We start from the raw sequence: 17,906 nt of genomic DNA on the forward strand, positions 1-17,906 counted from the left end.
ATCAATCCCAGAAATCGGCATTTTTAATACCTGCTTCTTTGGCTTTGAACACAGGGTCTTTGCCCTCTTTTTGCTGTCTTTGGTAATCCTTCAAGGCCAGTAAAGCCGGTCTACCCAACAGTAAAATAGCGACAACATTCAACCAGGCCATGACGCCCACACCAATATCCCCCATCATCCAGGCTACTTCCGCTGTCCTGATGGCGCCATAGAAGGTGGCCACTAAAATCAATACCCTTAATGCCCAAATGGCCCAAGGAAAATGCTTGGTGCGGTTCAGATAACTAAGATTCGTTTCGGCAATATAATAGTAGGCCATGATGGTCGTAAAGGCAAAGAACAGCAAAGAAATTGCAATAAACCCTCTTCCCAAATCCGGGAAATGTGTTGCTACAGCATACTGGGTATATTCCGGGCCTATCTCCACACCGGGTAAATTCTCAATTAAGAACCCACCATCAGGATTGATGACATTATATTGTCCAGTGAAAAGGATCATCAGGGCTGTCGCTGTACAAACAAAAAGCGTATCCACATAAACAGAAAAGGCCTGAACCAAACCCTGTTTGACCGGATGGCTCACTTCTGCAGCCGCTGCAGCATGAGGTGCCGTGCCCTGCCCTGCTTCATTGGAATAGATTCCTCTCTTGACTCCCCACGCGATGGCCATACCAAAAACACCACTGAACGCCGCTTCCATATTAAAAGCTGATTTCACGATCAATGTAAGGATGGTCGGGACTTCTGTGATGTTCATTGAGATGATGACCACAGCCATCAAAATATAGGCTGCTGCCATAAAAGGAATCACCACTTCCGCTACCTTACTGATTCTTTTGACACCACCAATGATAATCAAGCCCAAAACCAAGGTAATGCCAATACCAGTATAAGTTACCGGCACATCAAAAGCATTCTGCATGCTCAGGGCAATGCTGTTACTCTGTACCCCGGGCATGAACAAGGCTGTACTAAGGATCGTGGCGAAAGCAAACAGCAAGGCATACCATTTTACCCCTAGGCCTTTTTCGATATAGTAAGCTGGACCACCCCTGTACTGACCATCATTGACTTCTTTATAGATTTGTCCCAAAGTGGACTCCACAAATGCGGAGGCAGCCCCCAGAAAAGCAATCACCCACATCCAGAAAATAGCTCCGGGGCCTCCCATGGCGATGGCGGTCGCTACCCCAGCGATATTTCCGGTCCCTACCCTTCCTGATATGGCAATGGCGAATGCCTGAAATGACGAAACCCCTTTTTCGGATGATTCCCCTTTAAATAATAACCTAACCATTTCTTTCAAGTAGCTCACCTGAAGAAAACCGGTCCTGATGGAAAAATAAATACCTGTGGCCAGACAAAGGACAATCAATGCATTGCTCCAAACTAATCCATTGATGGCCTCAATTACTTCTTTCATATCAATTATTTTAAGCTCCAATTATACTTTTACATTTGGGTTTATCAGTGGAGAGATCCCAAAGAAAAGAAAAATTTCTTAAAATAATCGAAATATTCTATTAACACACCCGATTTTTAGGACAACTGGCAGGTTGCTTTCCGATGTACTGAAAAAGTAAGTTATACGTTATATCCACCATAATAAATGGTTTCATTTTAATCCAATTAAGATTGGTTTAATACGGATACCTGATTAATTTTGAGAGAATTCAAATCAGCATGAGCAAATCTTTAAGGAAAAAGAAAAGACTGGGAAGTTTTAAATTTATGAGTGTGCTTTTTAGCACCACCCTCTCCCTTTTTATTGTGGGGCTTTTTGGGGTCATTGTTATTCAGGCCAAAACCTTGACTTCCATTATCCGCGAGAACATTGAAGTACAGGTATTCCTGAACAAAAATATTACCGAAGCTGACCGTGCCAAAATTGGCAAGATGCTGGAAAACCAAGACTATGTCCTTCAAAAGGAAGATGGTGCCCAATTGTCTTACATTTCTGCTGATGAGGCAGCAAAATCTTTTTTGGAAGATACGGGAGAAGATTTTAGCAAATTCTTGGATGACAATCCCCTTCGGGACAGTTATGTCATTTCCATTCATGAGGCTTTTCAAACCTCTGAAAAGATGGAAAACATCGTCGCCGAAATCCAAAAATTGGACGGGGTCTTTGAGGTAACTTATATGAATGACTTGGTGGAATCGATCAACAAAAACCTGCTAAAAGTCAGCATTGTCCTCGGTGCTTTCATTCTGATTTTGGTGATCACTGTCATCATCTTGATCAACAATACCATCAGACTGGCCCTTTTCAGCCAGCGCTTCCTGATCAGAAGCATGCAACTGGTAGGTGCCACCCGTGGATTCATCAGAAAACCCTTCCTCAACAGGTCTTTTTTCTTTGGGAGCCTTGCAGGAATTCTTTCTTCTGCCCTACTTTACGGTCTGATAGAATATACCAAGGCCAATATCGATGGCTTTGCCCTATTACAAAACAACAAATTGATTTTAATGCTCTTTGGTGGGCTTATCGTTCTTGGAGCGATACTATCCTTTTTCAGCACACTGAGAGCCGTTAACAAATATTTAAACATGTCTTTGGACGAACTTTATTAAGATGGATAAGAACAACCTTCCTTTTTCAAAGAAAAATTATACCCTGATGTTGATCGGAATCGCCATTATTGTAGTGGGATTCGTGATCATCGGAATGGACAGTGAACCACACGGATTTGGTTTTATGGGTCTTACTTTGGGACCTATTATCACTTTGGCCGGTTTCATTTTTGAATTTTACGCCATTTTTTACAAATCAGAAAAATAAATGACAATCATAGAAGCGATCATTTTGGGCATCATTCAGGGCTTGACTGAATTTTTGCCTGTGTCCAGTAGTGGCCATATCGAATTGGGTTCCTTCCTTTTGGGGGTTCAGGCTGCTGACAATTTACTCTTTACCGTGGTGGTTCATGCCGCCACTGCTCTAAGTACCATTATTGTTTTCCGAAAGGACATTGCTAGCATATTTAAGGACCTGTTTAAGTTCCAGTGGAATGATGGTACACAGTTCACGGCCAAAATTTTATTATCGATGATTCCTATAGGCATTGTCGGTGTGCTATTTGAAGAACAGATAGAGGCCCTTTTTGGAGGAAAAATCGTGTTAGTAGGTGCCATGTTATTGTTTACCGCTGTCTTGCTGGCTTTTTCACACTTTGCTACCAAAAGACAGGGGCATGTTACTTTCCCCAAGGCCATCGTGATTGGCATAGCCCAAACCATTGCCATCATGCCCGGAATCAGTCGATCCGGTTCCACCATTGCCACTGCTTTATTGATCGGCGTAGAAAAAGAAAGGGCTACTCGGTTTTCCTTTTTGATGGTCCTTTTGCCCATCTTAGGTGCCTCTGCCATCAAACTATTGAAATTCTTTAAAGACCCTAGCATTGCTGAAGGAATCACTGCAGTTCCATTGACAGCTGGCTTCTTGGCCGCTTTCTTGGCTGGGCTTGCTGCCTGTATTTGGATGATTAATATTGTAAAACGAGGAAAGCTTATTTACTTTGCCATTTATTGCGCCATAGTGGGTACTATTGCCGTAATTGGCGGATTAAGCATGTAGAATGGATCAACAACCTTATGGAGAAGTATTCCTGATCAACAAACCCTTGGAATGGACCTCATTCGATGTGGTCAAAAAGGTGAGGAATGCCTTAAAGATTAAAAAAGTAGGCCATGCGGGCACATTGGACCCTTTGGCAACGGGATTATTGATTATTTGCGCTGGTAAAAAAACCAAAAGCATCAATGATTTCATGGGGCAGGAAAAAGAATATACCGGGACTTTTGTGCTGGGAAAGACCACCGAATCCTTTGATTTGGAACAAGAGGTCCAAGAGGTGGCAGACCCTTCACACCTGACCTTAGCGGAGATTGAAAATGCCTGTGTCCGATTGACCGGGGATATCATGCAGGTTCCCCCTACCCACTCTGCCATCAAAAAGGATGGCAAACGGGTGTATGAATCAGCGAGAAAGGGCATTGATGTCAAGCTTGATCCGCGACCAGTGCAGGTTTCTACTTTTGAAATCACGCGTTTTGAGTTGCCGGAAATTGATTTTCGCATTGTTTGTTCCAAAGGAACCTATATCAGAAGTCTGGCCAGGGACTTGGGCGAAAGCTTAGGGGTGGGTGCCTATATGTCTGCCCTGACCCGTACCAGAATTGGCGATTTTCTCCTTTCAGATGCTGTAGAAGTATTGGATTTGGTAGCAAAGATCAAAGCCGAAAAAGAAGCCGAGTGATGAAAATTTACGAAGGACTTGAGCATTTTCCCTCCATCACCAATGCCGTGGTAACCAGTGGCACCTTTGATGGGGTGCACTTGGGTCATCAAAAAATCCTGAACAGAATAAAAGACATTGCCAAAGAAGCTGACGGAGAAACTGTCCTGATTACCTTTTGGCCTCACCCTAGGCTGGTCCTGCACCCTGAAGAGCATAACCTGAGATTGCTGACCACCTTTGAAGAAAAAGCCAAGCTCCTGGCCAAGGAAGGCATAGACCACCTGGTCACCATTCCCTTTACCAAAGAGTTTTCGCAGCTTAGCAGCGAAGAATTTATCCAGAAAGTCCTTATCGATAAAATCCAGACCAAAGTATTGGTCATCGGCTATGACCACCGATTTGGCAAAAACAGGGAAGGCAGCTTTGAGCATTTGATGGAAAACAAAGAGCGTTACGGCTTTGAGCTGGAAGAAATATCGCGGGAAGACATTGACCACGTAGGCATCTCCAGCACTAAAATCAGAAAGGCACTTTTGGCCGGCCATGTGTCCGAAGCCAATGAATTTTTAGGCCGGGAATATGAACTGAACGGCATCGTCATCAAAGGCCAACAGATAGGCAGGTCCATTGACTTTCCCACGGCCAATATCCATGTACCCAACAATTACAAACTGATTCCAGGGGATGGTGCCTATGCGGTCCGCATCAGTGTGGGCGAGGAATTTTACTTTGGCATGCTGAACATTGGTAACCGCCCTACAGTAGATGGCCTGGAAAAAACCGTGGAAGCCCATTTGTTTGACTACAACGACAATTTATACGATAAACAAATCACAGTTTATTTCAAAGATTTTTTGAGAGCGGAAAGAAAATTTGCAAATTTAGAAGAGTTAAAGGCCCAATTGGCCAAGGACAAGGCCAGGGCGAGACAAATTTTCGGTATATAAGCGTTTCATGGACTTAATATGATCAACAAGACAGTTAGCAATGCTGATGAAGCCGTCAAGGACATCACCAGCAACACGGTTTTGATGCTTGGTGGTTTTGGCCTCTGTGGCATCCCAGAAAACTGTATCAAGGCCCTGCTCAAAAAACCACTTACAGGGCTGACCTGTATTTCCAATAATGCCGGCGTAGATGACTTTGGCATTGGGCTGATGCTAAAGCAACGCATGGTCAAGAAAATGATTTCCAGCTATGTGGGAGAAAATGCTGAGTTTGAGAGGCAATTGCTCAGTGGTGAACTAGAGGTAGAGTTGATACCCCAGGGCACCTTGGCTGAAAGAACCCGTGCCGGAGGGGCTGGGATCCCTGCTTTCTTCACCCCTGCCGGAGTGGGCACGGAAGTCGCCGAAGGCAAGGAAATGCGGGAATTCGATGGCAAGCTGTATATCCTCGAAAGATGGCTTAAAGCAGATTTTTCGTTGGTCAAAGCCTGGAAGGGCGATACCGCAGGCAACCTGATCTTCAAAGGAACCGCTAGAAACTTCAACCCCATGATGGCTGCTGCGGGAACTGTTACCATTGCCGAAGTGGAAGAACTGGTTCCTGCGGGAGAACTGGACCCTAACCAGATCCATACGCCCGGCATCTATGTGCAACGTATTTTTCAAGGCACCGCTTACGAAAAACGTATCGAAAAGAGAACCGTCAAGTCCTAGCCCCTATCCAAACCTACAGCTTATGTTAGACAAAATCCATATTGCCCAACGCATCGCCAGAGAGATCAAAAACGGCCAATATATCAATCTAGGCATTGGTATTCCTACTTTGGTGGCCAATTATATCCCGGATGACCTGGAGGTAGTCTTGCAGTCTGAAAATGGCCTTTTGGGCATTGGACCTTTTCCTCCTGAAGAAGAAGTGGATGCTGACCTGATCAATGCCGGAAAGCAGACCATCAGCATGGTGAAAGGCTCGGTACTTTTTAATTCCGCAGAATCCTTTGGCATGATCCGAGGTGGTCATGTGCACCTCACCATTTTGGGAGCCATGGAAGTTTCCGAAAATGGGGACATTGCCAACTGGAAAATACCGGGAAAGATGGTCAAGGGCATGGGAGGTGCCATGGACCTGGTCGCCTCTGAAGCGCATATCATCGTGGCCATGCAGCATTGCAGCAAGGATGGCAAGTCCAAGCTGCTCAAGCAATGTACCCTGCCCATCACCGGCATCAAGTGCGTCAATAAGATCGTGACCGACTTGGCCGTCCTAAAAGTCCTTCCCCAAGGGGGATTCAAGCTGCTCGAGCGTGCACCCGGGGTCAGTGTAGAAGAAATCCAGTCGAAAACAGAAGGCAGGCTGGTAGTGGAAGGAGATGTTCCGGAAATGGTATTCTGAGGAGCTGAAGATATTAGTAGCAGAACAACTAATTTCAAACGGGATTGCCTATTCCAAGGGATCCAATTATTCACTGAAATGAACATGGAAATTAAACTAGTTTTTTAACCCGGATTCCAAGACTTGGAATCCAGGTCTAAGAGTCAATAAATATATCTATATTGGGGAAGCTAACTTTTTATTGTTTTGATTCCTAAACTTTCCATATCCATCAAGTCGATTATCCATCGTGACCAGGCAGTCTTGGGGATGTATTTTCCTTATAATCCACGCCTGATACAACTTTGTAAACAGCTGGGCGCCAATTGGAGCAAAACCCAAAGATGCTGGTGGATCCCGGATAGTCCCAGTAATCGGGACCAGATACAAGCTTCTTTCAATAATGAAAACCTAGTTTGGTCTCAATCCCTGATCACTAAGCCAAAACCAACTTCGACCTCTTCGGTCCTTCCAGATTTGATTCCGGAGGAATACCGTAACCGCTTGCTCCGAAAAAGGTATAGTGAAAGTACTTATAAAACCTATTGTTATTTGTTCAACGAATTTTTAAATTTCATCCAGCCAAAGAAGCTTAATAACTTTAAGGAAGAAGATATTCGTCGTTACCAAGACTGGCTTGTGAGCATAAAGAAAGTATCCCTTAGCACACAAAACCAAGCTATCAATGCTATTAAATTTTATCTGGAAAAAGTGGAAATGGGCGAATTCTTGCTCAACTAATTCGAGGAAAGAGATCACCCTTTTATCCAAGCCAAGGAGAACATGGCTGACGTAATTGACATTGGATACTATGTAGTGTTTACCGAATTATATATCCAAATAAACAATTCAGTTTAGATCTAATAGTCCATCACAACATTATTTTGGCGGATAACCATTCAAAGCACGATAAATATTTACCCCCTCATCTTTAAAATTATCAGAATAATTCCCCTTAAGGATAATCTCCATATATTCATCGGTCCAATCTTTCATCTTCTATATGACCAACTTTTTTGTAACCAAGGCTTTTTCTGCATCAGCCTTAGCAAGAGCTGGCTTGAGTTCTTCCAAAGTGAGATCGGTACAATAAGCCGGATTTCCGGGTTGTTGCCTCCAGGATTCTACAATAGAACCTGCGTCAAAGGCATCAAATCCCGTATCCTCTACCAGTTGCATGGCTGTTTCTACCCCGTTTTTACCATCTCCTGATACCGTCAGGGCTATTCTTTCCGGTGTTCCTTTCGGCAGGCCACCCGTCACAAAACTGTGTGCGATAATAGTGCTGAAAGTTTTAACTACCGGTCGGCCAATTTGCTCCTCAACCCAAACGCTGTGTACTTTACCATTTTCTAATTCCTCAATTACACCATGTCGGGATGGAAAATAATTAGTAATATCGATCACCGGTATCACTGTCTCCAGCTGACTGAACAAATCCTTTGGTAATTCCGGAATCTTCCCGAAAGGGATGCAGAGTATAACAGCATCTACGTTTACTACTGCATCCTGTAGTTTAACTGCTTTGATGCCTGTACGATCTGCGACATCGATCGTATGTGGTCCTCTGGAATTGGCAATTACTATTTGATGTCCCTTTTTGCTTAATTTCTGAGCCAGCGTTTTACCCATCAATCCGGCACCAATTATACCTATTCTCATTTGTTTTTATGATTCATTATTCTAGGATCAATGCCATACTGATCCGGCACTCCCAGATTGGCTCGAAATGTCTTCCCTTAGTAATCCTCATGGAACAAACCACGCTCCTGTAAAATAGGCACCACTTCATCTACAAAGGCATCAATGCCATCTGCATTTATATCTGGTAAAATCCAAAATCCATCAACAGCATCTGCTTCAAACCACTCCTGCATATGATCGGCAGCTTCGACACCCGGCCCAACGATAACCGGATGGTAATCAATAACACCATGGGCGATAATATCGCGAAGACTCCAGCCTTCTTTTGCAATTTTCAGTGCATAAGCAGACCTGGGGTCATAAGGAGACGGACGTGCATTAGTTAACTGTGCTTGGGTTAGCGGTTCGTTCAATCGATTGATATTAAGAGGAGTACCCAACATGCGTTGCAGGTAAGCCACTCTTTCCGAGAAATGACCTTCCGTTAACTGAATCCTGCGATCCAAAGCGGTACGCCTGTCTTTGGCAATGGTCGTCATGATACCTGCAAAGAATTTAATCTCATCAGGATCACGACCATACCTTTTTGCTGCATCTCTGAACGCTTTACGCTGAGCTCGTGCATCTTCAATAGTGAAAGTAGACCCAATCACTACGTTGGCAAAACGTCCTGCAAGTTCATGGGCATTAGGGCTTCCACCGCCATGAACAATCACAGGCTGTCCTTGCGCTGATGGTGGAACATAAAGCGGTCCGCTAGCGCCTACATATTCACCTTGCAGATTAATGGCATTGATAGCTCCTTTCTTTGTGAACTCGCCATTTTCTTTGTTGTGGACCCAGGCATCCTTTCCCCAGCTTCCCCAAAGTGCCTGCATCAGCTGGATCACCTCATGGGCTCGGCCATAGCGCTCCTCACTCGATGGAATCCTCCTGCCGTAATAGGCTGCTGTATCATCGGTGCTCGATGTAACAGCATTCCATCCCGCCCTGCCGTGGCTCATCACATCCAGCGATTTAAAATGTCTGGCCAGATTATATGGTTCGTTAAATGTTGTAGAACCGGTTGCGACCAACCCAATCCGTTTCGTTTCCCGAGCGATGGCCGCCATGGTCATCATCACATCGAGATTAGGGCCAGGAGGTTGGGTTGCTATGTCTCTTTCAGTAGTAGGCCCATCAGGGAAAAACAGAAAATGCAGTTTACCACGTTCGGCTGCCTGCGCCTGCTTTACCATGACGTCAAAGTTCGCATAGCTTTCCGGGTCTACTCCCGGCATGCGCCAGGCTCCGGGTTGGGAGCCATAGCCATTACCCAGATGCATGGCAACCAGTATTTTTTTAGTACGATCCTTCATATGGAGATTACATATATAAAATCCTGTTGAGACCTACTAAGAACTCATTATTCAAGGCCTGTGGTTTACCATCTATGCGCTCTGAAATTGCCGTAACAGCCAAATCCCTGCGCTTTGGCAATCGTTCTTTTTCCGCAGTATCAATTAATTCTTCTATTTCTTGCAGGGAAAGATCTGTACAATAAACAGGAGCTCCGGGTTGCTGTCTCCAAGAATCAGCGAGCGCACCTGCATCGAAAGCATCGAATCCGGTCTCATCCACTAATTGCATAGTGATTTTACGATCCTGGTCGCGATCTGCTACGATAGGAATAGCGATACGATCCGGACTTCCGGCGGGTTTTCCACTTTTTTCAAAAGAAATATAACCAATGGCATTCCAAGCCTTGGCAATAGGTCGCCCAAGTTGTTCGCTTACCCACAAACTTTCTACTTGACCTTCGTCAATAGAAGCAATTTTGTTGTCGCGAGACGGATAATAGTTAGAGGTGTCTATTACAGTTACATCTTCTGACACTTCGGCAAGAAGTGATTTGATCTCCGGAATTCGATTTAAAGGTATCGATAAGATGATGACATCTTTACCCTGCACAGCTTGCTCAGCGGTAACAGGCTTTGCCCCTGTAGCAAGGGTTGCTTCATCTATAGATTCCGGACCTCTTGAATTGGCTACTTCTACTTCATGTCCTGCCTTAGGTAGTCTTAATGCCAAGGTTTTCCCTATACTACCTACTCCTAAAATTCCTATTCTCATATCACTTTTATCTTTTTAATATATTGCAAAATTAATAGAAATAACTTTCTTTTGTAAAGCACTTTCCCAAAGGAAAGCGATAATTTAAAACGTATGACTGTAAAAAAGGGATTCGATAATTATCTGGATCAAGTTTCAGCCCTACTTAATTTCTTGATTCATCTCCATCATAATTTCTGCAAACATTCTAACCGATTTCAACCGATCTTCTAAAGAGTAGGCTGTAGATACCACTATCAGTTCATCCACTCCGGTCTCATCAAGAAAAGCCTGAACCTGGCTTTTCACGGTCTGTTTGCTTCCCACAAAAGAATATTTCAGCATTTGGTGTAAGGAAGGGTGGTTAAACATTCCTATCAGTTCATCCGTCAGTCCTGTTGGTGGTTGTAGGGGCTCTCTTCCCCCTGTTAAGACCGACATAAACATCCTTATTAAGCTGGTAAACATTCGCTCGGCTTCTGCATCGGTATCGCCTACATACACATTGATTCCTGCCATTGTATAAGGTTGCTGCAGAAATTCAGAAGGTTGAAATTCCTGTTTATAAATTCTTAATGCATTATGTAAATGTGTGGATGCAAAATGGCTCGCAAAGGCATAAGGCAAGCCCTCTTTTGCTGCTAAATGAGCACTATCTGTACTGGAACCTAATAAATACAAGGGTATATCTGTACCTTCAGCGATGGTTGCCCTTACAGACGAACTTTTATTTTCCGGAGAAAAGTACTGTTGGATTTTCTTTATTTCCCCGGGAAATGAATGTGCAGCCTGCATAAAATCAGATCGTATAGCTTTGGCAGTTTGAGGATCCGTACCCGGTGCTCGGCCCAGACCTAAATCAATCCGATTTGGATACAAATGCGCCAGGGTACCAAATTGTTCAGCTATAATTAAGGGAGAGTGGTTGGGAAGCATAATACCTCCCGAACCTACTCGTATGCTATGGGTGTTTTCTGCAATGTAGCCAATAAGTACGGAGGTAGCGCTGCTCCCAATATTATCTGAGTTATGATGCTCCGCGAACCAAATACGTTTATAGTTTAAAGCTTCCGCCTCTTTTGCCAGCGCCAATGAATTATTCAATGTCTGTTTTATAGTATCTCCTTGCGAAACTACGGCCAGCTCTAAAATGGAGTATTCTATTTTTGCTTTATTCATATATCCTGAAATCCTGTTTACCTGTACTTAAGAAATTCTTTTGATAATCCCCAATAGCATCTGATTCTTCGATGTATCTATTATTTTGTAAAAAGGGTTAAAACAGCACTATTTTATTTATATCGTCTGCTTTATTATTTCTCTTGCAAATTTACCAAAATTAACTTTCCTTTGTAAAGCACTTTCCTAAAGGAAAGCGATAGTTTAAAACGTATGGCAGTAAAAAAAGGATATAATAATTGTCTGGATACGGTGAGACCCGTGCGGGATACACTAGAGGTAATCAATGGCAAATGGAAATTACCTATCATTATTTCAGTAGGTATTGGGAACGAAAGATTTACGGATATTCAGGATAGCATCGATGGATTGACACCAAAAGTGTTGGCTAAGGAGCTTAAAGATTTGGAGGAACACCAGCTGATCAAAAGGATTGTCATTGACGATTATCCGGTAAAAATCTCTTATAAATTAACCCCTTATGCGGACACCTTAAACCCGATAATCTTTGCGCTGAAAGATTGGGGGATCAATCACAAAAGGAAGATATTTAATAAAGAGTAAAGGATTAGAGAAGCCTAAATAAAAAACTATAGCCAACAACTAAGCATTCATGTGGCCGGAACGGACGAACCCTCCTATGGCGGGCAGGCATGAATGCAGTGTTGAACGAATGGTGCTGGGAAAGGGATAATTATGGGGAAAGCTTTTTCCCCATTTGTATTTTTGGAGGTTGGAGCTTAAAAAATCCGGTACCTGAGCGGCTTTTTTGCCTGCTTTTTGGTGGTATTTTGGTTGCGACTTGCTAATGCTTCGGGAAACTACTCCCGCACATAAGGGATACCGATAGTTATCGGCACAGGCATTTCACCCTCTGGAATAATTTGGTATCTTCGATACCTGATGCCCATGCTCGGCACACACATGCGGCTAAATGCCATATTGTTTCAAGATACTTTGTATCTTTTCACAATATGGCATTTAGCCGCCCGCCCATTATTCGTTAATTTATGACACGACACATTTACATAATATTGACAATTATGTTGACTGCTTGTGGGACAACTCCGACTGACAAAAACAATGTTGAAACCCAAACAAGTAAAGTTGAAACAACCGCCAGTTTACAGACCGCTGCTTTGACAAATAATAAACAATTGGAAGAAACTACCGGCTACAATAATGCTACATTTTTTGTGGTAGTTGCAGATACAAGCCTTGACTATTCTATACTTCGTAAAAAAATGTTTGACATAAACAAGAAACTGAATATTCAAATTGACACAATAGGACGGTTTTACAACAAGACCAAAAATCTTATCGCATTGCCCGACAATGACGAAAATGAAATTTATGCAGGCAACTATTTCCCAAGACGTTTTCCATCGGATAATTTGAGTTTAGAATACTTGGACTTTTACCAAAGACCAGCAGGCGAAAAAACTATTGCTTTGGTGACAGGCATTTACGAAACAGAAAAAAGTGCGGACAGTGCATTGACTGTGATACATAATATTGAGAAAAAAGCATTTAAAATCAAAGCGGACATTTATGTGGGTTGTATGCACTGACGTAAAAAGAAAATCTACGCATAACAACTAGGTTTTCGTCGCGTGCGTAGCAAGAACCATGAAACCGGTGTTGCACGGTACCGATGGCTATCGTGTACGGAGAGGTTCCTATGGGGATTGAGTCAGGATTTTTTGATGGAAACGAGGTGTCCAATTAGATTAAAAAGTTGTCAGTTTATACCTCCCTCCGGTCGGCATAAACTGACAATGGGCATTATAAAAAGACCGACTACAACCAAGACATAGACAACAAACAAGTGAAAAAAGAATAAAAATAGACTACTAGACTTAAAAACAACTGAAGGTTGTCAGAAAACAACCAAATGTAACAAGCTTACAACTTTAAGTAGCGGCTGAAATTTGACCAATGGACAGACTTGAAAATATCTTTGAAGCATCAAATTTTAAACAAAATGTATATCCGCAATTGCACCAGTAAAGGTTAAAAACGAGTCGAAATGTTCGTTTTGATTAAAATATCAACTGCTTCGGTCTTCAGGATTCAAACTTCTGACCACTTTAAGCAAAGGATTTAAGGTTACTGGCATCATTGCGGATAATCAGATTAAACAAAAAAAGATGTTACATTCAAATTTAATCGGCAATAAAATTGCCACAGCAAGAAAGAAAGCGAATCTTTCACAATCAGAGCTTGCCCAGCAAATCGCAATCAGTCCACAGGCAGTTGGCAAGTGGGAACGTGGCGAATCTATGCCTGACATAACCACATTAAACAACCTTGCAAAAATATTTGGAGTTGACTTGAACTACTTTTCAGAAAATTTTTCAACTACTGAAATTAACCCTAAAGAAAAACAACCACTCGAAAATTTAGGTGCAGAAATAAAAAAACGTTTTGATTGGAATTGGGATATGTCTCAAGGAAATTGGGTTGATGCCGATTTTTCAGGACTGAAAGGCCTAAAGGATAAGTTCAGTTCATCCAATATCAAAAAATGCAAATTCATTAAGTCCGACCTGTCAGGTTTAACGTTAAAGGGAAATAGAATTACAGATTGTGATTTTTCTCAATCGGATATCAGAAACGGAAAAATAAATACTTCTGAAATTTCTAAATCAACTTTCAAAGAAACCAGTTTGATAGACGCAGAAGTTCAGCAAAGTGAAATTAAAAACTGCAACTTTGACAAATCAAATCTATCGGGAGCAGAGTTTATCAACTCAAACTTTCAAAAGAACTCAATTGAGAGTGCTGTATTGAAACATACATCTTTCAAAAACACTGGCTTGTCTGAAATAACCTTTGGCGGCAATATTGAAGATTGCTCTTTTGAAAATTGCTCATTTAAAGGCGTTAAGTTCGAAAACGCAACAATCTTGAACACGTTTTTCAAACACAACCGAAAATTTAACAAAGTTGAGCTTATAGACTGTAAAGTGGACAAATTAACTTTTGCATTTTTAAAAAGCAACGGTGCGAAATTGGAAGGTATCACTATAATTGAATAACCAAGCACCAACAAAAAATGAAAGAGAAAAAGCAAGAAATTGTTGATGGAATCACCATAAAATATCACGCTAACGGTAAGACCATTTGGTCGAAAGGAAAAATAATTGAAGGAAAACCCGAAGGTTATTGGCAATGGTTTCGAATAGACGGAACAGTTAAGCGTTCAGGACATTTCGTAAACGGTGAACCAGTTGGTGAATGGACAACTTATGACGACAAAGGAAACCCTTATAAAGTAACTAAACGATAACAATGGAACATAAGCACAATCACACCGATAAATTACTCTTAAAAACTGGCGAAGGTAGAACTTACCAATGCGGTACTATGAAAGCTGTGTTTAAGGCAGATGAAAATGAAACCGATAATAAATATAGTATTTCCGAGTGGTGGCTTGAACCCAATTCTGAAGGACCAGGTGCACATTTACACGAAGAAAATGACGAGATATTCTATGGCATAGAAGGAACCACTTCTATATTGGTTGGTGATGAATGGCATAATATAGAAAAAGGCACTTTTTTAAGAATCCCAGCCAGAACCATTCACGATTTTGCCAATAAAACAAATGAAAAATGTGGCGTTCTCAATTTCTTTATTCCCGGTGGATTTGAGAGAAATATGCCATCCATTGTAAAGTGGTTTGAAGAAAATAAATAAAAACGGACCGCTTGAAATGCCCTACGTTTCATACCCGAGACCATTTATGCGCCCCCTTCGGTCGCTACAAAACGACAACATGCGGCTATATGCCCATTGGCGGTAATTAAACAAATGACGATCAGGAGACAAATCATATTGACACTTTTTACGACTGTATATTTAGCTACAGTTCTCCTGTCTGATATATCTTTAACAGTTTTCCCTAAGAACATTGACGATTCTTTGTTCAATTGTGGTTTACGGACTAGTCGGACTTAATTTGATAAATCCATTTGCGTGGGACACATTTAAAATGAAAAGCTTTTACTTCGAGACCGTAGGTGGACGACTATTCAATGCCAATTTCAAGCCAGTAGGCGCATATGCTGGTGGAGAAGGAGTCTTTTGGATAACTGAGAGCCCAAGATTATTGCCGTTTATTGAAATTGAAAAATACTATGATGGAAGTGTCATGTGGGACTTCAGAATAACTGAATGGGAAGGTGAGCCAGTTGACCAAACAAAAGTCCTGAAGAGCTATATTTTAGACGAAATGATTGAAAAAGAAAATAAAGAAAACAAATTGGACTACTAAATATGGAGAGCGACAGAACAGTTTTTTACACATTCAAATACCTCCCATTTGTCGTGGGACTTTTTTTTATAGCGATTCCGTTAATCGCACATTTGGATCCTGAGAACGCGACATTTAATGGAGAACCCGGAGCACCGGACTTTTGGACAACGGTGATTTTTGTTTTGACAGGAATCTTCGTTGGACTCATACCATTTCTGTACATTGACAAACTTGTTGTAGTTGAACTTAACAATCAAAAAATTAAAATTATAAAGGGAGACAAAGTAATCGAGTTCAACTGGCTAGACGTTGAGACAGTAAAAATGGTGCCGACCATTTTTCCACCTCTATACAAACTTAGACTTAAAAACTACGGGGACTATTTTCTTTTCAACACGACAAGGTGGGGAGCTCAATTTATCGTTTTCACGTGGGACTGGAGTGAAATGGGTGGATTGATAAAGAGAAAAAAAGAAGAATTAGGAATCTAAACTTCGGTAAGTATGGGAACAGCTTTTTCTTAATTTAGCCTTTTGAAGCTAAACAATATTGAGAATCACAGGTTGGATAATCTATCAATTTGAAATCTGTGTGCATCCTTTTCATCTGTGGCCAAATAAAAAAATCTGATTATCGACAATGATGCCATTAACCTTAAATACTTTGTTAAAATAGTTAGTATCTTGTCTAACTGCCAGATAAACCAGATGTCAGAAGACCGAAGTAAACCAAATTTTAACCAAGGTGAATATTTGGATACACTGCTGATCCATACGGATGTGATTGCTGATTTATATGAATTTTTTAAATTTTATAACTACCAAAATATAAAGCAATTGAAATTTTTAAAACCCCTATCAGAAGACCTTCATTACAAACAAGCTACATTTTGTTTCCAATCGGTATTCAAAACCTTTCTTTATTGGTAAAATACCATGATTTATAGGAAAATAGCCAAAAGGGAACGTATATACTACTAGACCCCAAGGTATCCCCAAGACTGCTATAAGGGAACTCCCCTTTTTGGAGGGTAAAAAAGTAAGAATTAAGCTTTTTGAGACATTAGATTGCACTATCATTTTATTTCTTGCCTGTAGGGAAATTTCACCTCCTTGCTCCACGCATGAATCCCTTTGCGCAAATTATCACTTGTTTTGCTTCGGCTAACCTTTGAAGTGATCTGCTCCACCCCTGCTCCGCTGTTTCTTTTACCTTTGTAACGATCAACTTTATGGTCTATATTCATAATTTAATTACAATTAATAAGCATCAAACATAAACTTCCCATCTGGAGGCTATGATTATTTCAGCCTCCTTGATGGTATTAAAAAATACGAAGCCAACATGCAAAAAGAAAACATTCATATCGTATTTGGACAGTTAGGTAAGAGAACGTTGATGGACAGTAAAGCAATTGATCTGAGCAACAGTCAGGTAATAAGCTTAGAAGATAAACTAAACATTGGGCCCAGCTGTGATATAGATGTAAATGAAAATATTTCAAAAAGGAAAAACTGGTTTCTAAAAATTCATGGTGCCCATCCAAATTCCCCGATAGAAAATGACTTAATAAGTCTGAAGTCGATGCTTAAAAATGTAGAAAACATTAATAAAGTATTTATTTGGACAGGCTATTATGCTTCTGAAAGAATAAGTACAGCAAGACTGATCAATCATTTATTTCTGTTCGACAAACCTATTTTAGTTGCCAATTTCAATACTCCTGTAAGGTCTATACATGGAGCAGCTATTTATCCCAAATCATTGGAAGAAACTGCATCCTTTCAGGTTAAAGAACTTTTGGAACAATTTGAGCCAATTGAAAAAGGTAACCTTCAAAATTACCTAACGATATGGGATAAAGTAAAATCAGGAAATGGAGAATTATGGATTTGTGATAATAGTGGACAGCTCAAAATGGAAGAAACGGATTATTTCGACTCTTGCTTACTATCTCATTGTAAGGAGAATTTTCAACCGGCAGCAAGAATAATTGGAGAAACGCTGGTAGATATAGATTTTGAAGTTGGAGATGACTATTTGAACTGGAGGTTAAAAAAATTGTCTACAGATGGAAAAATAGCGTCTAAAGGAAAACTGATTGACATTAGAGACTACGAGGTGAAGAAAAACACTTATGTTAATACACTAAATCCGGCCTAGGCCAA

Annotated in this window: 22 protein-coding genes; 16 read left to right on the forward strand and 6 right to left on the reverse strand. The window is 41.3% G+C overall.

Features of this window, described 5'->3' with window-relative positions:
- Position 1: 1 nt before the first annotated feature.
- Positions 2 to 1,423, reverse strand: a complete 1,422-nt coding sequence (locus IFO69_RS18425; protein ID WP_192011611.1) for an alanine/glycine:cation symporter family protein — start codon at positions 1,421 to 1,423, stop codon at positions 2 to 4.
- Positions 1,424 to 1,683: 260 nt separating this feature from the next.
- Between IFO69_RS18425 and IFO69_RS18430 the strand changes: the two genes are divergently transcribed.
- From IFO69_RS18430 to IFO69_RS18465, 8 genes are all read left to right on the forward strand, one after another.
- On the forward strand, positions 1,684 to 2,574 hold the full coding sequence (locus tag IFO69_RS18430; protein ID WP_192011612.1) for a cell division protein FtsX: 891 nt from the start codon (positions 1,684 to 1,686) through the stop codon (positions 2,572 to 2,574).
- A 1-nt stretch (position 2,575) separates the two neighbouring features.
- Complete coding sequence (locus tag IFO69_RS18435) at positions 2,576 to 2,782, forward strand: DUF3098 domain-containing protein (protein ID WP_192011613.1); 207 nt, start codon at positions 2,576 to 2,578, stop codon at positions 2,780 to 2,782.
- Positions 2,783 to 3,580: an undecaprenyl-diphosphate phosphatase gene (locus tag IFO69_RS18440; RefSeq protein WP_192011614.1), complete on the forward strand. Its 798-nt coding sequence runs from the start codon at positions 2,783 to 2,785 to the stop codon at positions 3,578 to 3,580.
- A gap of 1 nt (position 3,581) precedes the next feature.
- Positions 3,582 to 4,262: a tRNA pseudouridine(55) synthase TruB gene (gene truB / locus IFO69_RS18445; RefSeq protein ID WP_192011615.1), complete on the forward strand. Its 681-nt coding sequence runs from the start codon at positions 3,582 to 3,584 to the stop codon at positions 4,260 to 4,262.
- On the forward strand, positions 4,262 to 5,191 hold the full coding sequence (locus IFO69_RS18450) for a bifunctional riboflavin kinase/FAD synthetase (RefSeq protein WP_192011616.1): 930 nt from the start codon (positions 4,262 to 4,264) through the stop codon (positions 5,189 to 5,191). Before truB ends, IFO69_RS18450 begins: the two co-directional genes overlap by 1 nt.
- Positions 5,192 to 5,209: 18 nt before the next feature.
- Positions 5,210 to 5,905 carry a CoA transferase subunit A gene (locus IFO69_RS18455; RefSeq protein WP_192011617.1) on the forward strand — a complete coding sequence of 232 codons (696 nt, stop codon included), beginning with the start codon at positions 5,210 to 5,212 and terminating at the stop codon, positions 5,903 to 5,905.
- A gap of 22 nt (positions 5,906 to 5,927) precedes the next feature.
- Complete coding sequence (locus IFO69_RS18460; RefSeq protein ID WP_192011618.1) at positions 5,928 to 6,584, forward strand: 3-oxoacid CoA-transferase subunit B; 657 nt, start codon at positions 5,928 to 5,930, stop codon at positions 6,582 to 6,584.
- Between the two features lie 186 nt (positions 6,585 to 6,770).
- Positions 6,771 to 7,304 (forward strand): phage integrase N-terminal SAM-like domain-containing protein, encoded by a 534-nt coding sequence (locus IFO69_RS18465; protein ID WP_192011619.1) that lies wholly within the window; start codon positions 6,771 to 6,773, stop codon positions 7,302 to 7,304.
- A 258-nt stretch (positions 7,305 to 7,562) separates the two neighbouring features.
- Here the strand turns inward: IFO69_RS18465 and IFO69_RS18470 are convergent, their stop codons facing one another.
- The 4 genes from IFO69_RS18470 to IFO69_RS18485 form a co-directional block, all read right to left on the reverse strand.
- Positions 7,563 to 8,225, reverse strand: coding sequence for an NADPH-dependent F420 reductase (locus IFO69_RS18470; RefSeq protein WP_192011620.1), 663 nt, complete (start codon positions 8,223 to 8,225; stop codon positions 7,563 to 7,565).
- 77 nt (positions 8,226 to 8,302) lie between these two features.
- On the reverse strand, positions 8,303 to 9,565 hold the full coding sequence (locus IFO69_RS18475) for an NtaA/DmoA family FMN-dependent monooxygenase (protein ID WP_317173488.1): 1,263 nt from the start codon (positions 9,563 to 9,565) through the stop codon (positions 8,303 to 8,305).
- 7 nt (positions 9,566 to 9,572) lie between these two features.
- The gene (locus tag IFO69_RS18480; protein ID WP_192011621.1) at positions 9,573 to 10,319 is read right to left on the reverse strand and encodes an NADPH-dependent F420 reductase; all 747 of its coding nucleotides are present in this window, start codon (positions 10,317 to 10,319) and stop codon (positions 9,573 to 9,575) included.
- A 141-nt stretch (positions 10,320 to 10,460) separates the two neighbouring features.
- Positions 10,461 to 11,477 (reverse strand): LLM class flavin-dependent oxidoreductase, encoded by a 1,017-nt coding sequence (locus IFO69_RS18485; RefSeq protein ID WP_192011622.1) that lies wholly within the window; start codon positions 11,475 to 11,477, stop codon positions 10,461 to 10,463.
- Between the two features lie 213 nt (positions 11,478 to 11,690).
- On the opposite strand from IFO69_RS18485, the gene IFO69_RS18490 reads away from it, so the two are divergent.
- From IFO69_RS18490 to IFO69_RS18520, 7 genes are all read left to right on the forward strand, one after another.
- Positions 11,691 to 12,041, forward strand: a complete 351-nt coding sequence (locus IFO69_RS18490) for a winged helix-turn-helix transcriptional regulator (protein ID WP_192011623.1) — start codon at positions 11,691 to 11,693, stop codon at positions 12,039 to 12,041.
- Positions 12,042 to 12,520: 479 nt separating this feature from the next.
- Positions 12,521 to 13,048, forward strand: a complete 528-nt coding sequence (locus IFO69_RS18495; RefSeq protein ID WP_192011624.1) for a hypothetical protein — start codon at positions 12,521 to 12,523, stop codon at positions 13,046 to 13,048.
- 579 nt (positions 13,049 to 13,627) lie between these two features.
- Entirely contained in the window at positions 13,628 to 14,518 is an 891-nt protein-coding gene (locus IFO69_RS18500) for a helix-turn-helix domain-containing protein (RefSeq protein WP_192011625.1), read from the forward strand.
- Between the two features lie 17 nt (positions 14,519 to 14,535).
- The gene (locus IFO69_RS18505) at positions 14,536 to 14,769 is read left to right on the forward strand and encodes a toxin-antitoxin system YwqK family antitoxin (protein ID WP_192011626.1); all 234 of its coding nucleotides are present in this window, start codon (positions 14,536 to 14,538) and stop codon (positions 14,767 to 14,769) included.
- Positions 14,770 to 14,771: 2 nt separating this feature from the next.
- The gene (locus IFO69_RS18510; protein WP_192011627.1) at positions 14,772 to 15,179 is read left to right on the forward strand and encodes a cupin domain-containing protein; all 408 of its coding nucleotides are present in this window, start codon (positions 14,772 to 14,774) and stop codon (positions 15,177 to 15,179) included.
- A 295-nt stretch (positions 15,180 to 15,474) separates the two neighbouring features.
- Positions 15,475 to 15,756: a hypothetical protein gene (locus tag IFO69_RS18515; RefSeq protein ID WP_192011628.1), complete on the forward strand. Its 282-nt coding sequence runs from the start codon at positions 15,475 to 15,477 to the stop codon at positions 15,754 to 15,756.
- A gap of 2 nt (positions 15,757 to 15,758) precedes the next feature.
- The gene (locus IFO69_RS18520; protein ID WP_192011629.1) at positions 15,759 to 16,229 is read left to right on the forward strand and encodes a hypothetical protein; all 471 of its coding nucleotides are present in this window, start codon (positions 15,759 to 15,761) and stop codon (positions 16,227 to 16,229) included.
- Positions 16,230 to 16,813: 584 nt separating this feature from the next.
- Here the strand turns inward: IFO69_RS18520 and IFO69_RS18525 are convergent.
- Entirely contained in the window at positions 16,814 to 16,984 is a 171-nt protein-coding gene (locus IFO69_RS18525) for a hypothetical protein (RefSeq protein ID WP_192011630.1), read from the reverse strand.
- Between the two features lie 98 nt (positions 16,985 to 17,082).
- Between IFO69_RS18525 and IFO69_RS18530 the strand changes: the two genes are divergently transcribed.
- Positions 17,083 to 17,901 carry a DUF3658 domain-containing protein gene (locus tag IFO69_RS18530; protein ID WP_192011631.1) on the forward strand — a complete coding sequence of 273 codons (819 nt, stop codon included), beginning with the start codon at positions 17,083 to 17,085 and terminating at the stop codon, positions 17,899 to 17,901.
- Positions 17,902 to 17,906: the final 5 nt, after the last annotated feature.

The organism is Echinicola arenosa (assembly GCF_014841125.1).
Taxonomy (GTDB): domain Bacteria; phylum Bacteroidota; class Bacteroidia; order Cytophagales; family Cyclobacteriaceae; genus Echinicola; species Echinicola arenosa.

What these genes read in the sequence shown, in the direction of transcription:
- truB (WP_192011615.1), top strand. Translation starts at nt 3,582, where the DNA reads ATGGATCAACAACCTTATGGAGAAGTATTCCTGATCAACAAACCCTTG.
- IFO69_RS18480 (WP_192011621.1), bottom strand. Translation starts at nt 10,319, where the DNA reads ATGAGAATAGGAATTTTAGGAGTAGGTAGTATAGGGAAAACCTTGGCA.
- IFO69_RS18520 (WP_192011629.1), top strand. Translation starts at nt 15,759, where the DNA reads ATGGAGAGCGACAGAACAGTTTTTTACACATTCAAATACCTCCCATTT.
- IFO69_RS18460 (WP_192011618.1), top strand. Translation starts at nt 5,928, where the DNA reads ATGTTAGACAAAATCCATATTGCCCAACGCATCGCCAGAGAGATCAAA.
- IFO69_RS18530 (WP_192011631.1), top strand. Translation starts at nt 17,083, where the DNA reads ATGCAAAAAGAAAACATTCATATCGTATTTGGACAGTTAGGTAAGAGA.
- IFO69_RS18435 (WP_192011613.1), top strand. Translation starts at nt 2,576, where the DNA reads ATGGATAAGAACAACCTTCCTTTTTCAAAGAAAAATTATACCCTGATG.
- IFO69_RS18500 (WP_192011625.1), top strand. Translation starts at nt 13,628, where the DNA reads ATGTTACATTCAAATTTAATCGGCAATAAAATTGCCACAGCAAGAAAG.
- IFO69_RS18475 (WP_317173488.1), bottom strand. Translation starts at nt 9,565, where the DNA reads ATGAAGGATCGTACTAAAAAAATACTGGTTGCCATGCATCTGGGTAAT.
- IFO69_RS18510 (WP_192011627.1), top strand. Translation starts at nt 14,772, where the DNA reads ATGGAACATAAGCACAATCACACCGATAAATTACTCTTAAAAACTGGC.
- IFO69_RS18440 (WP_192011614.1), top strand. Translation starts at nt 2,783, where the DNA reads ATGACAATCATAGAAGCGATCATTTTGGGCATCATTCAGGGCTTGACT.
- IFO69_RS18425 (WP_192011611.1), bottom strand. Translation starts at nt 1,423, where the DNA reads ATGAAAGAAGTAATTGAGGCCATCAATGGATTAGTTTGGAGCAATGCA.
- IFO69_RS18485 (WP_192011622.1), bottom strand. Translation starts at nt 11,477, where the DNA reads ATGAATAAAGCAAAAATAGAATACTCCATTTTAGAGCTGGCCGTAGTT.
- IFO69_RS18455 (WP_192011617.1), top strand. Translation starts at nt 5,210, where the DNA reads ATGATCAACAAGACAGTTAGCAATGCTGATGAAGCCGTCAAGGACATC.
- IFO69_RS18470 (WP_192011620.1), bottom strand. Translation starts at nt 8,225, where the DNA reads ATGAGAATAGGTATAATTGGTGCCGGATTGATGGGTAAAACGCTGGCT.
- IFO69_RS18430 (WP_192011612.1), top strand. Translation starts at nt 1,684, where the DNA reads ATGAGCAAATCTTTAAGGAAAAAGAAAAGACTGGGAAGTTTTAAATTT.
- IFO69_RS18515 (WP_192011628.1), top strand. Translation starts at nt 15,475, where the DNA reads ATGAAAAGCTTTTACTTCGAGACCGTAGGTGGACGACTATTCAATGCC.
- IFO69_RS18490 (WP_192011623.1), top strand. Translation starts at nt 11,691, where the DNA reads ATGGCAGTAAAAAAAGGATATAATAATTGTCTGGATACGGTGAGACCC.
- IFO69_RS18525 (WP_192011630.1), bottom strand. Translation starts at nt 16,984, where the DNA reads ATGAATATAGACCATAAAGTTGATCGTTACAAAGGTAAAAGAAACAGC.
- IFO69_RS18450 (WP_192011616.1), top strand. Translation starts at nt 4,262, where the DNA reads ATGAAAATTTACGAAGGACTTGAGCATTTTCCCTCCATCACCAATGCC.
- IFO69_RS18505 (WP_192011626.1), top strand. Translation starts at nt 14,536, where the DNA reads ATGAAAGAGAAAAAGCAAGAAATTGTTGATGGAATCACCATAAAATAT.
- IFO69_RS18495 (WP_192011624.1), top strand. Translation starts at nt 12,521, where the DNA reads ATGTTGACTGCTTGTGGGACAACTCCGACTGACAAAAACAATGTTGAA.